Genomic DNA, 14,424 nt, shown 5'->3' with positions numbered 1-14,424 from the left:
CCCGGCAGGAGAGGGGGGAGTAGAACTGTCCTGACGGCTTCCACGGACGGGCGGGTGTGATGGGCAGCGGAACCAAGGACGACCCGTGGGAGCTCAGGACCCCGCCGGGCACCGGGGACTACACGATGTACCGCGACGACGACACCGACCCGCCGCAGCTGGTCTGCCAGGTCGGGTCGACCCGGCTGCTGTACGACGCCCGCGTCGTCGAGGACCTGCACGCCTGGCTCCGTGAGCAGGGCGACTGGGTGCCACTCGGGTCCGCCGACGAGCAGAAGCCCGCCAAGGAGGGGACGGTCGAGGCGTGGGGCCGGTCCGCGGACAACCCCGTCGGCGGGTGGTACGGCCTGCGCAAGGGGTACCGCGGTCGCGTCGGGATGTACCTCCCGCCGCTGCTCGAGGCGCTGGGCCTGGCCGAGGTCGAGCACCAGCCCCGGAACAACCGGATGCGCGCGCTCTGACGCAGTGGGGTCAGGCGGTGCGTGCCTGTGCGGCGAGGACGAGCTTGCGGTGCATCCACGCGTACAGCGCGACGTCGCCGAGCCGCGTCGCCTCACCGTAGAGCCGGCCCGCCGGCCCGTCCGGGGTGAAGCCGTGGCGCAGCACCAGCCGCGACCCGTCGCCCTCGGGGTGGACCTCCAGCTCGAGGTCCATGTGGCCCGGCAGCCGGGTGTCCGGTGACAGGACCAGCCTGCGCCCGGCCTCGAGACCGGTGACCGTCCAGAAGTCCACGCGGTCGCCGACCCGCAGGGGCCGGTCGGGGCGCTGGCGCCGGGCGCCCCGGGCCGCCGAGCAGCCGGTCCACGCCGCAGCGGGCCCGCCACACCACCTCGGGGGTGAACCAGCCGGTGTCACCACCCACCGAGCTGACCACGTCCCACACCACCTCGGGTGGGGCGTCGACGTGCGAGCTGCGGGTGCCGCCGATGACCGTGTCCATCCACCCACCGTAGGTGGGCCCGCGCGGGTCCGCCCGAGTCGCTGTGCCGGGCCGGGTGACCCAGACTGGGGCGGGTGGCTCAGGGACGCGTGGCTCCGGGAAGGGTGGCTGCCCCATGACCCGGCGGTGGCTGTTCGCCGACCAGCTCGGGCCGCACTTCGACGTCGGCCGTGACGGTGTGCTGCTCGTCGAGAGCCGCAGGGCGCTGGGTCGCCGCCGCTACCACCGCCAGAAGCTGCACCTCGTCCTGTCCGCGCTGAGGCACCGGGCCGCTGAGCTCGGCGACTCCGCGGTGCTGCTGCGCACCGACACCTACGGCGAGGCGCTGCGCGAGCTCGGGGAGCCGGTGCGCGTGTACGAGCCGACCTCGCGCTCCGCGGCCGACTTCGTGTCCCGCCAGCTCGAGAACGGTCGGGTCGAGGCGGTCGACCCGACACCGGGGTTCTCGCTGTCCCGCAACGACTTCCAGCACTGGGCCGGCGACCGCAGGCGCCTTCGCATGGAGGACTTCTACCGCTTCCAGCGCCAGCGGCTCGGCCTGCTCGTCGAGGGTGACGGGCACCCGGTGGGTGGTCGCTGGTCCTTCGACGAGGACAACCGCGAGCCCCCGCCCAAGGGGGCTGACCACCTCGACGTGCCCGCGCCGTACCGCCCACGCGAGGACGACGTCGACGCGCAGGTGAGGGCCGACCTCGACCGCTGGGAGCGCGACGAGGGCCTGGAGACCGTCGGCCGCGACGGGCCGCGCCTGTTCGCGGTCACCCGGCGGGAGGCGCTCGCCGCCCTCGACCGGTTCGTCACCCACCGGCTGGGGGCGTTCGGGCCGCACGAGGACGCCATGCTGCGCGGCGACTGGGCGATGGCCCACAGCCTGCTCTCGGTGCCGCTCAACCTCGGCCTGCTCGACCCGGTCGAGGTCGCGGAGCGCGCGGTGCGAGCGTTCCACGACGGGGACGCACCGCTGGCCTCCGTCGAGGGGTTCGTGCGCCAGGTGGTCGGCTGGCGTGAGTACGTCTGGCACCTCTACTGGCACTTCGGTCCGGCCTACCGCAGCCGCAACGGGCTCGGGGCGCGCGAGCCGCTGCCGCAGTGGTTCGACGACCTCGACGCGGACGCCGTGGAGGCGGCCTGCCTGTCGGACGTCCTCGCGGGGGTTCGCGACCGGGGCTGGGTCCACCACATCCCGCGCCTGATGGTGCTGGGCAACTGGGCCGCCGAGCGTGGCTACGACCCCGACGCGCTCACCGAGTGGTTCCAGACCAGGTTCGTCGACGGGTACGACTGGGTCATGCCGGCCAACGTCGTCGGCATGAGCCAGTACGCCGACGGGGGCGCGATGACGACCAAGCCCTACGTGTCGGGGGGCGCCTACATCAACAAGATGTCGGACTACTGCGGCGGCTGCCGCTACCGCCCGACGGTCCGTGTCGGCGAGGACGCCTGCCCCTTCACCGCCGGCTACTGGGCCTACCTCGACCGCACCGCCGACCGCCTCGAGGGCAACCCACGCATGGCGCGTCCGCTCCAGCAGCGCCACCGCCTCGCCGACCTCGACGCGGCGGTGGAGCAGGAACGGGCCAGGGGAGCAGCTGCCCCCTGACCCGTTCCGGTGCGGCGTGGCTCAGCGCAGCGCTGCCAGCGCCTCGTTGAACGTCTTCGACGGACGCATCACGGCCGAGGCCTTGGCCTCGTCGGGACGGTAGTAGCCGCCGATGTCGGCCGGGTGGCCCTGCACGCCGAGCAGCTCGCCGTTGATGGTGTCCTCCTGCTCGGTGAGCGTCTGGGACACCTGCCGGAAGGCCTCGGCCAGGGCAGCGTCCTGCGTCTGCTGCGCCAGCTCGTGGGCCCAGAAGAGGGCGAGGTAGAAGTGGCTGCCGCGGTTGTCGATCTGGCCGACCTTGCGGGCCGGTCCCTTGTTCTCGTTGAGCAGCCGCTCGGTGGCCTTGTCGAGCGTCTCGCCCAGCAGGGCTGCCCGCGCGTTGTCGGTCGTGGTGGCCATGTGGCGCAGGCTCTCGGCGAGGGCGAGGAACTCGCCGAGGCTGTCCCAGCGCAGGTAGTTCTCCTGCACCAGCTGCTGCACGTGCTTGGGCGCCGAGCCACCGGCCCCGGTCTCGAACAGCCCGCCGCCGTTCATGAGCGGCACGACCGACAGCATCTTGGCGCTGGTGCCGAGCTCGAGGATCGGGAAGAGGTCGGTGTTGTAGTCGCGGAGCACGTTGCCGGTCACCGAGATGGTGTCCTCACCCTTGCGGATGCGCTCGACCGACAGCTTGGCCGCCTCGACGGGCGAGAGCACCTGGAGGTCGAGGCCCTCGGTGTCGTGCTCGGCGAGGTAGGTCTCGACCTTGGCGATGAGGTTGCGGTCGTGGGCGCGCTCGCTGTCGAGCCAGAACACCGCCGGGGTCTTCGAGGCGCGGGCGCGGGTCACCGCGAGCTTGACCCAGTCGCGGATCGGGGCGTCCTTGGTCTGGCAGGCGCGCCAGATGTCGCCGGGCTGGACGTCGTGCGACATCAGCACGTCGCCGGCGCTGTTGACGACCTCCACACGACCGGCCTCGGAGATCTCGAAGGTCTTGTCGTGGCTGCCGTACTCCTCGGCCTTCTGCGCCATGAGGCCGACGTTCGGCACCGAGCCCATCGTGGTGGGGTCGTACGCGCCGTGCTCGCGGCAGTCGTCGATGACCGCCTGGTAGACACCGGCGTAGGAGCTGTCGGGGATGACGGCCAGGGTGTCGGCCTCCTCGCCGTCCGGGCCCCACATGTGGCCGGAGGTGCGGATCATGGCCGGCATCGAGGCGTCGACGATCACGTCGCTCGGGACGTGCAGGTTGGTGATCCCCTTGTCGGAGTTGACCATCGCGAGCTTCGGGCCGTCGGCCAGCCCGGCCTCGATCGCGGCGCGGACCTCCTCGCGCGTGCCCTCGGGCAGCGCGTCCAACCCGTCGAGGATCGAGCCGAGCCCGTTGTTGGCGGACAGGCCCGCGGCGGCGAGCTCGGCGCCGTACCGGGAGAAGACCTCCGGCAGGAAGGCCCGGACGACGTGGCCGAAGATGATGGGGTCCGAGACCTTCATCATCGTGGCCTTGAGGTGCACCGAGAAGAGCACGCCGTCGGCCTTCGCGCGGGCGACCTGCTCGGCGAGGAACGCGTCGAGGGCCGCGGCGCGCATGACGGTCGCGTCGACGACCTCGCCCTCGAGCACCTTGAGGCCGTCCTTGAGGACGGTGGTGCCCGCGTCGGTCACCAGCCGGATGGTCAGGGTGTCGGCTGCCGGGAGGACGACCGACTGCTCGTTGGAGCGGAAGTCGTCCTTGCCCATCGTCGCGACCTGCGTCTTGGAGTCAGGGCTCCAGGCGCCCATCGAGTGGGGGTGCCGGCGCGCGTAGTTCTTCACCGCGGCGGGGGCGCGGCGGTCCGAGTTGCCTTCGCGCAGAACGGGGTTCACGGCGCTGCCCTTGACGCTGTCGTACCGGGCGCGGGCGTCCTTCTCCTCGTCGGTGCGCGGCTCGTCGGGGTAGGCGGGGAGGGCGTAGCCCTGCGCCTGCAGCTCGGCGATGGCGGCCTTGAGCTGCGGCACGGAGGCCGAGATGTTGGGGAGCTTGATGATGTTGGCCTCGGGCGTGGTGGCCAGCTGGCCGAGCTCGCCGAGGGCGTCGCCGACGCGCTGGTCCTCGGGCAGCAGGTCGTCGAACGCGGCGATGATGCGCCCGCCGAGCGAGATGTCGCGGGTCTCCACCTCCACCCCTGCGGTGGACGCGAAGGCCTCGATCACCGGGAGGAAGGAGTAGGTCGCCAGCATGGGCGCCTCGTCGGTGAGGGTGTAGATGATCTTGGCCATGTCGGCGGCTCGCTCCCTGGGCTCGTGGGCGCCCGCACCGTGCGGGCGAGGCACTGGTCAGGCTATCGAACGGCCCGGTCGCCGCGACGGGTCAGGTCGCCGGGCGGAGGTCCTCGGGGTCGACCATGCCCGTGATGTCCTCGTCGCGGCGGTCGATGCCGGTGACGAGGTGGTAGGTGGCCCCGGCGATGGCGGCTCCGACGAGGGGTGCCACCCAGAACGCCCACAGCTGGCCGGGCGCGCCGTTGCCGTTGAAGAAGGCCACGGCCGTCGACCGGGCCGGGTTGACCGAGGTGTTGCTGATCGGGATCGAGATGAGGTGGATGAGCGTGAGCCCGAGGCCGATCGCGATGGGGGCGAAGCCGACCGGGGCCCGCTCGTCCGTGGCGCCGAGGATGATGTAGAGGAAGAAGGCGGTGAGGATGGCCTCGGCGACGAGCACCGCGACGAGGGTGTAGCCGCCGGGCGAGTGCTCGCCGTAGCCGTTGGCGGCGAGGTTGCCCGTGACCTTGAAGCCGCTGACACCGCGGGCGACTCCCCAGAGCGCGAGCCCGGCCAGCAGGCCGCCGAGGACCTGGGCCACGACGTAGGCCGGCACGTCCCGCCACGGAAAGCGCTTCGCCACGGCGACCCCCAGCGTCACCGCGGGGTTGAAGTGGGCGCCGGACACGTGGCCCACGGCGTACGCCATCGTCATCACCGTCAGGCCGAAGGCGAGTGCGACGCCGAGGAACCCGATGCCGAGCTGGATGCTCTGCCCTGCGACGACGTTGGGTGCCAGGAACTTCGCGGCGAAGACCGCGCTGCCGCACCCGCCGAAGACGAGCCAGAAGGTACCGAGCGCCTCGGCGCCCAGTCGTGAGGTGAGAGGGGGAGTGCGCATCAGGGTCTCCTGCGGATGGAGGGGAGGCCCGTCGCCCCCGGTCAGTCCATGGTGGTGGCCGTGGCGGGAGCCAGCAAGGGGCCGGCGCGGAGGTCTGGTCGACCGAGTCTCGGGCGCGTCGCGGGGGCCGGCTCGCTGCTCTGGACCACCCGTCTCATCCGTTCGGACGAGGCGCGCATCCCCCGTTGGGACAGAGGAGTGGGTGGATACCGCGCCAAATGCGACAGGTGCCACTGGCCGTCTTTACCAACTGCTGGTGAAGACGCACCTGGCGCTTTACCTTTCTCTCATGGCTCCTGAGCTTTCTTGGGGGAGAGCTCGGGAGCCATGGACTTGGAGTTCAGGCTCCGCACATGGGGGTGTGCGTGGGTCCGGGCCGGACGGAGCGCACGGCGCCTCGTCCGGGCCGGTCCCGCAGGGCACGAGGGGCGGTGACGTCGCAGCAGCGACGGCACCGCCCCTCGTGGCGTTGCTCAGAGGCCGCTGGCGCGGGTGACGAAGTCGGCGAGGTCCCGGCTCTGCTGGACGCGGGACGGCTCGTGGACGTACATCATGTGGCCGGCCTCGTAGTAGGCGTGCTCGAGGTTGGACCGCAGCGACTCCGGGATCTCGAGGTGGGCCACCACGTCCTCCGCGCCGTAGTAGGGCGTGGCGCCGTCGTGGTAGCCGTAGGCCAGGTGCACCTTGAGGTGGGGGTTGGCCCGCATCGCCTTCGCCAGCTGTGCCGAGACGTCGACGGGCTTGCCCTCGAACTCCTTGAACGACCACTCGCGGGACGCGCGCTCGGAGATCACCGTGTAGGGGAGGTCGCTCGAGTAGCCGAGCTCGTCACGGACGTAGTGGTTCCAGGCCGAGGCGTAGGGGCCCAGGATCGCGTGCATCGAGGGGTCCCCGTCCCACGTCTCGGCGGTCCCGCTCGCCAGCGGCCCCGTGAAGCGGCTGTCGAGGCGCCCGACGGCGAGCCGCTCGTCGCGCAGCAGCTCGGTGAAGAACCGCACGTGCTCGATCCGCAGGTTGGCCCGGTCCACGTAGTCCTCGCTCAGGCCGGTGAGCGCGGCGAGGCGGGTGACGTGCTCGGCGCGCTCGGCCGCGGTGAGGCGGTGGCCACGCGAGAGGGCCCACGGGTAGTCGCGGGCGGCGTACTCCTCGGCCTCCGCGAGGACGGTCCGCAGCGACTTGCGCCCGTGCCTGCCGTGGTAGTGCGCGGTGGCGGCATAGGTGGGCAGGTAGTCGACGTGCGCGCGGTCGTTGGTGAACTCGAAGTCGACCGTGGCGAGGTCGAGGACCGAGCTGATGAGCATGACGCCGTTGAGGTAGTAGCCGTACCGGGACTGCAGGTGGTCGGCCAGGGCTGCGGCGCGGATGGTGCCGTAGGACTCACCGGCGAGGAACTTGGGCGACAGCCAGCGGTTGTTGCGGGTCGTCCAGAGCCGGATGAGCTCGCCGACGCTCTCGATGTCGGCGGTGAACCCGTGGTAGTCCTGCGGCTTGCCGCCCTCGACCGCGCGGGAGTAGCCGGTCGAGACGGGGTCGATGAAGACCAGGTCGGACACCGCGAGCAGGGACTCGGGGTTGTCGAGCAGCGCGTAGGGCGGAGGGGTCAGGGCGCCCGCGTCACCGGAGTCGACCCGGCGCGGACCGAGCAGGCCGAGGTGGAGCCACACCGAGCTCGAGCCCGGGCCACCGTTGAACGCGAAGGTCACCGGTCGCCGGGTCCCCGCCGGGGCGTCGACGACGTACGACGTCATGCTCAGCTCGGCCTTGGCGTGGTGTCCCTTGAACGCGCCGTCCTCGAAGACCTCCTCGCGCAGCACGACGCGACCGGTCGTGGCCGTGTAGCGAAGCCGTCGCCGCCCGACCGCGAGCGTGTGGCGCGTCTCGACGAGGTCGTCCTCCGGCGGTGCGGGGGTCGTCGTCACGGTCCGGGTGTCGGTCGTCGTCGTGACCGTCGCACCGGGCTCGGGGGTGGTCCCGGGGGTGGTTCCGGGTGACGGCGCAGCGGAGGGAGGGGTGGAGGAGTCCTCGGGCATGCGCGCCACCCTAGTGCGCGGGCAGCCTCCGGGGGTCGACTTCGGACGGCGTTGCGGGGCCGGTCCCTGCCGCCCGACGGGTGCCCGTCAGAATGGCCGGATGCGTCTGATCACGGCCAACGTCAACGGCATTCGCGCGGCAGCACGCAGGGGAGGGGTGGCCTGGCTGGCCGAGCAGGGTGCGGACGTGCTCTGCCTCCAGGAGGTCCGGGCCGACGACGACCAGCTCGCCGAAGCGCTTGACGCCGACGGTTTCGCCGGGTGGCACGTGGCGCACACCGAGGCGGCGGCCAAGGGTCGGGCCGGGGTCGCGGTGGTGTCGCGGGACCCGCACCTGCGCGTCGGCACGTCCGTGGGGCCGGAGGAGTTCGACGGGGCAGGCCGCTGGGTCGAGGTCGACCTCGCGACCCCCGCGGGAACCGTGACGGTCGTGTCCACCTACGTGCACACCGGGGAGGCCGGCACGCCACGCCAGGAGGAGAAGCTGCGCTTCCTCGACGCCGTGGACGCGCGGCTGCGGCGGTGGACGGCGGACGGCGCGCTCGCCGTGGTCACCGGCGACCTCAACGTCGCCCACGCCGAGCACGACCTCAAGAACTGGAAGGGCAACCTCAAGAAGTCGGGTTTCCTCGCGGTCGAGCGGGCCTACTTCGACCGGTGGTTCACCGACGGCGAGTGGGCCGACGTGCACCGTTCCCTCCACGGACCGGGGCCCGGCCCGTACACTTGGTGGTCGTGGCGCGGGAAGGCCTTCGACAACGACGCGGGATGGCGGATCGACTACCAGCTCGCGAGCCGCCCGCTCGCGGACCGTGCGGTCCGAGCCTCGGTGGGCCGCGCGGCGGCGTACGACCAGCGATGGTCGGACCACGCCGCCGTCACGGTCGACTACGACCTGGGGTTCGACGTCACCGTCTGAGCGAGGGCGAGGGAGTCCAGGACGCGGCGGCGCAGGAGCTCGTACTGCTCCCGGTGGCGACGCGGGCCCTCCGGTGGCCGGATGACCACCGTGCCGCCCACGACCTCCTCCTGCGGCAGGAACTGGTCTCCGGTGAGGTCGACGTCGGACCCGTCGGGAAGCCGGTTCCAGTAGTGGTGGCCGACCTTGACCCCGTCCACGTGGACCTCGGCGAGCACCAGGTCGCCTCCCAGCACGTCCTGGACGACCAGGGCCGTCATGCCGCAATGGTCGCGCGACGGGTTGCGTGGGGTCCACTCCTCCCGGCTGTCGGGGTAGCAGGTGTCGGGTCCCCAGGCCGCCCGGAAGTGGGGCAGCAGGTCCTCAGGCGTCATCGTCATGGCCGGACCCTCCCAGCAGCCCCTGACAGTGCCGCCCCCAGCCGCCCCCAGCCGCGGTCAGAGGTCGCGGGCAGCCGGCCCGGAGGCGGCGACGACGAAGCACGCGGGCGCGGTGAAGCCCTGCTCGGCGAAGGCCTTCTCGACGGCGGCCTGCGCGGCGTCGGCGTCCTCGCGGCGGACGAGCGCGATCGCCGACCCGCCGAAGCCGCCGCCGGTCATCCTGGCGCCGAGCGCCCCGGCAGCGGTGGCCGCGGTGACGGCGGTGTCGAGCTCGGGGACGGAGATCTCGAAGTCGTCGCGCATCGAGGCGTGCGACTCGAGGAAGAGCTCGCCGAGGCGCTGGAAGTCGTCGGCGCGCAACGCCTCCCGTGCCTTCTCGACCCGAGCGATCTCGGTGACGACGTGCCGTGCGCGCCGCCGGAGCAGGTCACCGGACAGTGACGCCAGCGCGGCGTCGAGGCCGTCGAGGGGGACCTCGCGCAGCGTCTGCACGCCGAGCTCGCGGGCCGCCTGCTCGCACGAGTCGCGGCGCTCGGCGTACTGCCCGTCGACGAGGGAGTGCTCGGCCCGGGTGTCGACGACGAGCAGCGCCAGCCCGTGGGCGTCGAGGTCGAAGGGCACCTGCTCGGTCGTGGAGTCGCGGCAGTCGAGCAGGAGCGCGTGGCCGGCCGTCGCCAGCAGCGCCGCCGACTGGTCCATGCCCCCGGTGGGCGCCTGGGCCACGGTGTTCTCGGCCTCCACGCAGGCGGCCGCGAGGGCCGTCCGTCCCGCGGGCGAGTCCAGCAGCCCGAGCCCGGTGGTGTCGCTGACCGCCGCGGCGACGGCGCACTCGAGCGCGGCCGAGCTCGACAGGCCCGCCCCGAGCGGCACCCCGCCGTCGACGGCGACGTCGAACCCGGTCACCTCGTGACCCGCCGCGGCCAGGGCCCACGGCACGCCCGCGACGTAGGCGGCCCAGCCCCCGGGAGCGCCGGGACCGACCTCGTCGAGGGTGGTCTCGACGAGCCCGTCGCCCTGGGCCGACACCATGCGCAGGCGACGGTCGTCGCGGCGGCGCAGGGCTGCCCACGTGCGGTGGGGCAGGGCGATGGGCAGGCAGAGGCCGCCGTTGTAGTCGGTGTGCTCGCCGATGAGGTTGACCCGCCCCGGCGCCGACCACACCCCGTCCGGCTCCTCGCCGAACGTCTCGCGGAAGAGCTCTGCCGCGCGCTGTGCCGTCACTGGGCGACCTCGCGCAGGCGTGCGGCGATGCGCTCCGGCGGGATGTCGTTCACCCAGCCACCGACCCCGGACTCCGAGCCCGCGAGGTACTTGAGCTTCTTGGGCGAGCGCAGCACCGACATCACCTGCAGGTGCAGCCGCGAGACGTCGCGGCCCTGCTTCGCCGGGGCCTGGTGCCAGCCGGCGATGTACGGCAGCCGGATGGGCGACCCGTCCTTGGTCACGTAGTAGCGGTCGAGGCGCCCGAGCAGGTCGAGGTAGACCCGGGCGAGGTCGTCGCGCTCGTCGTCGGTGAGGGCGACGAGGTCCGGCACGTCGCGGCGGGGGGCGAGGTGCACCTCCACCGGCCAGCGGGCTGCATACGGGACGTAGGCGGTCCAGTGCTCGGTGTCGATGACCACCCGCTCCTTGGCGTGCAGCTCGGCGGCGAGGATGTCGGCCCCGAGCAGCCGCCCGGTGCGGGCGTGGTGCTCGGTGGCCTGCGCCAGGATCGAGCCGCTGCGGTCGGGCAGGTAGGGGTAGGCGTAGATCTGGCCGTGCGGGTGGTGCAGGGTGACGCCGATCTCCTGGCCCCGGTTCTCGAAGCAGAACACCTGCTGCACCTCGGGCACGGCCCCGAGCTCGGCCGTCCGGTCGGCCCAGGCGTCGATGACCGTGCGGGCCCGCTCCGGCGTCAGGTCGGCGAACGTCGACTCGTGGTCGCTGGTGAAGCAGACGACCTCGCAGCGGCCCAGCGCGGGCCGGCTCTGGATGAGGTCGCCGATACGCAGCTCGCCGGGGGTGTGGGCTGAGACGGGCGCATAGGAGGGGAAGCGGTTCTCGAAGACCACGACGTCGTACGTCGACTCCGGCACCTCCGAGGGCACGCTCCCCGTGCCGGTGGGGCACAGGGGGCACTCGTCCTTGGGCGGCAGGAAGGTCCGGTTGCTGCGGTGACCGGCGACGGCGACCCAATCACCGACGAGGGCGTCGAAGCGGATCTCGCCGGACGCTGCCCGTTCGCCGAGCGGGCGGGTGTCCTCCGCGGTGCGCTCGGGCGCGCCCGGGGTGTCGTCGAAGTAGATGATCTCGCGGCCGTCGGCGAGCCGCCGGCTGGTGCGTCGCAGCCTCATGCCTGGCTCCTCTGGTTCCTGGCAGTCCGGGCCGTCGTGGGGGCTGCGAGGACGACCTCGACCCCGGCGTCCGTGAGTGCCTGCTGGGCGCGCGGGCCGAGGCCCGGGTCGGTGACCAGGAGGTCGACCGACGCCAGCGGGATGATGGTGCTGAGCCCGACCGTGCCCCACTTGCTGTGGTCGGCGAGGACGCACACCTGGCGGGCCGTCTCGACGAGGGCCTGGTTGGTCTCCGCCTCGACGAGGTTGGGGGTGGTGAGCCCGGCGCGGGCGTCCATGCCGTGCACGCCGAGGAAGAGGCGGTCGACGTGGAGCATGCGCAGCGCAGCGACCGCGACGGGGCCGACGAGGGCGTCGGACGGGGTGCGGATCCCGCCGGTGAGCACCACCGTCTGCCCCGGGGCGCCGGACTCGTGGAGCAGCTGGGCGACGGGCACCGAGTTGGTGACGACGGTGAGGTCGGGCACCGTGCGCACCGCGCGGGCGAACTCGTAGGTCGTCGTCCCCGCGGAGATGCCGATGGCCGCTCCGGGCTCGACGAGCTGGGCGGCGGCCATGGCGATGGAGTTCTTCTGGGCCTGCATGAGGGCCGACTTGGCGGTGAAGCCCGGCTCCTCGCTCGAGCGGCCCCCGACGGCGAGCGCCCCGCCGTGGACCCGCTCGACGAGTCCTTCGGTGGCGAGCTGCTCGATGTCCCGTCGCACGGTCATGTCCGAGACCCCGAGCTGCTCCACGAGCTCGGACACCCGCACGGCGCCGCTGTCCTCGACGAGGCCGAGGATGGTCGCGCGACGCTGGCTGGCGAGCACTAGGCCTCCCTGACCACCGCGACGGCGCCGGGTGCGAGACCGGTGGTCGTGGTGAACTCGCGGTCGCCGACGAGGTCGTGGCCGGTGACCGGGACGTGCTGCTCGGTGTCGGTGTCGTTGACGAGGAAGACCCAGGAGCCGTCCGCGCCGCGGCGGCGGACCGCCTCGACACCCGCGGGGACCTCCACGACCGGCGAGACGCCGGCTGCCGAGGTCACCTGCTCGAGCAGCGCCCCGAGCGAGGCGTCGTCGAGCAGCGTGCTGAGGTACCACGCGGCGCCGCGTCCGGTGGCCCGCCGGGTCACGGCGGGCCGGCCGGTGAGCGGGCCGGAGGTGTAGCGCTGGAGCACCTGCGCGTCGAGGGCCGTCACGTCCTCCGACCAGAGCCGCCCGGTGCCGCCCTCGAGGGCGACCTCGTCGCCGGCGAGCAGGGGGAAGAACTCCTCGACGCGGACGCCGAGCAGGTCGCGGAAGGCTCCGGGGTAGCCACCCAGGCGCACGTGGTCGTCCTCGTCGCTGATCCCGGAGAAGAAGGTCACCAGCACCTGGGCGCCGGCCTCGGCGGCGGCGGCCACGGCGGAGGCGTGCTCGTCGCTCACGAGGTAGAGGGTAGGGACGACGACGACCTTGTACGCGGTCAGGTCCGCGCTCGGGTGCACGACGTCGGCGGTGATGCCCCGCTCACGGAGCCGGCGGTGGACCGCGTGCGGCGTCCTGGCGTAGCCAAGGGCGCTGGACGGCATGGCCGGCCCCGAGGCCGCCCACTGCGCCTGGTAGTCCCAGAGGATCGCGACGTCGGCCTCCACGCGGGAGCCGAGCACCTCACCGAGCCGCTTCGCCACCCGGCCGAGCTCCACGACCTCCCGGAACCGCGCGCTGTCGCGCCCCGCGTGGGGGACCAGGGCGGAGTGGAACTTCTCCGAGCCCGAGCGGGACTGGCGCCACTGGAAGAAGCCGAGGGTGTCCGCGCCGCGGGCCACGTGCGCGAGGCTGTCGCGCAGGGTGCCACCGGGGACCTTGGCCGGGTTCACGGGCTGCCAGTTGACCGCGCTGGTCGAGTGCTCCATCAGCATCCACGGTCGCCCGCCTGCGAGCCCGCGGGTGAGGTCACCGCTGAACGCCAGCTCCGCCTGAGGGTCCTCGAGGGTCGCCACGACGTAGTGGTCCGTGCTGACGACGTCCTGCTCGGCAGCCCACTGGTGGTAGTCGAGGTGGTCGAAGTGCGCGAGGGTCATGAAGTTCGTCGTCACGGGGACACCGGGGGAGAGCTCGGTGAGCACCGCCTTCTCGCTGCGGTAGAAGTCCAGCAGGGTGTCGGACTGGAACCGCTTGTAGTCCAGCACGTGGGTCGGGTTGGCGAAGGTCGTCGTCAGCCGGGGAGGCAGGACCTGCTCCCAGTCGGTGTAGCGCTGGCTCCAGAACGCGGTGCCCCACGCGTCGTTGAGCCGCTCCAGCGTCTCGTGGCGCCGCTGCAGCCACACGCGGAAGCCGGCGGCGCAGGTGTCGCAGTAGCAGGGGATGTTGTGGCACGCGTACTCGTTGGAGACGTGCCACATCGCCAGTGCCGGGTGGTCGTGGTAGCGCTGGGCCAGCTGGGTCGTCAGGGCGAGGGCGTAGTCGCGGTACACCGGGGAGCTCGGGCACCAGGCCTGGCGGCTGCCCGGCCAGAGCGTGTGGCCCTCGTGGTCGACCGGGAGGATCTCGGGGTGGGCCTGCGACAGCCACGGGGGAGGGGTCGCCGTCGCCGTCGCGAGGTCCACCGCGATGTCGTTCGCGTGGAGCAGCTCCATGATGTCGTCGAGCCAGGCGAAGTCGTACTCGCCCTTCGCGGGCTCCAGCCACGACCAGGAGAAGACGCCGAGGGTGACGAACGAGACCCCGGCCTCGCGCATGAGCTCCATGTCCTCGGACCAGACCTCGCGCGGCCACTGCTCGGGGTTGTAGTCGCCACCAAGGGCGACCCGACGGTTCGGCCATGAACGCATGCCGGACAGTCTCGTCCCGGATCCGGTGTGATGTCAACAAAAACAAACACCGGGTCCCGGGTCCGCGGAAGACCTTTCCCACGTCACCGTAACGCCGCCCTCGGTGAGGTCGGCGGTGTCCGTTGTGCACCCATTGGTTCTTGCGGACTTACGGCGCGGTTGAGCCGAATTCGCAGCCAGGAGGGTTGATCGGGTGGCCCGGCCGCGGTGTATGACGCGCGCGGCTATTTCGTGATGGGCAAGCCCTTGACAGGTGCTGGTTGGCAGCGCCATCCTCGGAACTTGTTGATGGTTTTTGATCGAATCT

The 14,424-nt window shown here is 72.3% G+C and carries 12 protein-coding genes; 3 read left to right on the top strand and 9 right to left on the bottom strand.

Features of this window, described 5'->3' with window-relative positions; translation table 11 throughout:
- Positions 1-59 precede the first annotated feature (59 nt).
- Positions 60-461, top strand: coding sequence for a DUF6855 family protein (locus ABEA42_RS12545; protein ID WP_345503749.1), 402 nt, complete (start codon positions 60-62; stop codon positions 459-461).
- A 10-nt stretch (positions 462-471) separates the two neighbouring features.
- On the opposite strand, the gene ABEA42_RS12540 is transcribed toward ABEA42_RS12545, so the two are convergent.
- Complete coding sequence (locus ABEA42_RS12540) at positions 472-855, bottom strand: DUF2867 domain-containing protein (RefSeq protein ID WP_345504460.1); 384 nt, start codon at positions 853-855, stop codon at positions 472-474.
- A 200-nt stretch (positions 856-1,055) separates the two neighbouring features.
- Here ABEA42_RS12540 and ABEA42_RS12535 point away from each other — a divergent pair, with 200 nt between their 5' ends.
- Positions 1,056-2,540, top strand: a complete 1,485-nt coding sequence (locus tag ABEA42_RS12535; RefSeq protein ID WP_345503748.1) for a cryptochrome/photolyase family protein — start codon at positions 1,056-1,058, stop codon at positions 2,538-2,540.
- A 21-nt stretch (positions 2,541-2,561) separates the two neighbouring features.
- On the opposite strand, the gene ABEA42_RS12530 is transcribed toward ABEA42_RS12535, so the two are convergent.
- The 3 genes from ABEA42_RS12530 to ABEA42_RS12520 all read right to left on the bottom strand — a co-directional run bounded on the left by ABEA42_RS12530 (position 2,562) and on the right by ABEA42_RS12520 (position 7,691).
- On the bottom strand, positions 2,562-4,778 hold the full coding sequence (locus ABEA42_RS12530) for an NADP-dependent isocitrate dehydrogenase (RefSeq protein ID WP_345504458.1): 2,217 nt from the start codon (positions 4,776-4,778) through the stop codon (positions 2,562-2,564).
- A gap of 91 nt (positions 4,779-4,869) precedes the next feature.
- On the bottom strand, positions 4,870-5,661 hold the full coding sequence (gene aqpZ / locus ABEA42_RS12525; RefSeq protein WP_345503747.1) for an aquaporin Z: 792 nt from the start codon (positions 5,659-5,661) through the stop codon (positions 4,870-4,872).
- Positions 5,662-6,134: 473 nt separating this feature from the next.
- Positions 6,135-7,691, bottom strand: a complete 1,557-nt coding sequence (locus ABEA42_RS12520) for a S10 family peptidase (protein ID WP_345503746.1) — start codon at positions 7,689-7,691, stop codon at positions 6,135-6,137.
- A gap of 100 nt (positions 7,692-7,791) precedes the next feature.
- Here ABEA42_RS12520 and ABEA42_RS12515 point away from each other — a divergent pair, with 100 nt between their 5' ends.
- The gene (locus ABEA42_RS12515) at positions 7,792-8,610 is read left to right on the top strand and encodes an exodeoxyribonuclease III (RefSeq protein WP_345503745.1); all 819 of its coding nucleotides are present in this window, start codon (positions 7,792-7,794) and stop codon (positions 8,608-8,610) included.
- Here the strand turns inward: ABEA42_RS12515 and ABEA42_RS12510 are convergent.
- From ABEA42_RS12510 to ABEA42_RS12490, 5 genes are read right to left on the bottom strand one after another with little or no spacing between them, the layout of a single operon-like run.
- On the bottom strand, positions 8,580-8,990 hold the full coding sequence (locus ABEA42_RS12510) for a YunG family protein (RefSeq protein ID WP_345503744.1): 411 nt from the start codon (positions 8,988-8,990) through the stop codon (positions 8,580-8,582). The two genes, ABEA42_RS12515 and ABEA42_RS12510, sit on opposite strands and share 31 nt — an antisense overlap.
- Before the next feature lie 57 nt (positions 8,991-9,047).
- Complete coding sequence (gene galK, locus ABEA42_RS12505) at positions 9,048-10,211, bottom strand: galactokinase (RefSeq protein WP_345503743.1); 1,164 nt, start codon at positions 10,209-10,211, stop codon at positions 9,048-9,050.
- Positions 10,208-11,323, bottom strand: a complete 1,116-nt coding sequence (galT, locus tag ABEA42_RS12500) for a galactose-1-phosphate uridylyltransferase (protein ID WP_345503742.1) — start codon at positions 11,321-11,323, stop codon at positions 10,208-10,210. The genes galK and galT overlap by 4 nt, the downstream gene beginning before the upstream one ends.
- Positions 11,320-12,132, bottom strand: a complete 813-nt coding sequence (locus ABEA42_RS12495) for a DeoR/GlpR family DNA-binding transcription regulator (protein WP_345503741.1) — start codon at positions 12,130-12,132, stop codon at positions 11,320-11,322. The genes galT and ABEA42_RS12495 overlap by 4 nt, the downstream gene beginning before the upstream one ends.
- Complete coding sequence (locus tag ABEA42_RS12490; RefSeq protein ID WP_345503740.1) at positions 12,132-14,117, bottom strand: beta-galactosidase; 1,986 nt, start codon at positions 14,115-14,117, stop codon at positions 12,132-12,134. Before ABEA42_RS12490 ends, ABEA42_RS12495 begins: the two co-directional genes overlap by 1 nt.
- Positions 14,118-14,424 lie beyond the last annotated feature (307 nt).

The sequence above is a fragment of the Pedococcus ginsenosidimutans genome (assembly GCF_039544395.1).
GTDB classification, from domain to species: Bacteria; Actinomycetota; Actinomycetes; order Actinomycetales; family Dermatophilaceae; genus Pedococcus; species Pedococcus ginsenosidimutans.
Note: the sequence above shows the minus strand (reverse complement) of the source record. Positions and strands in the feature narration are given on the sequence as shown.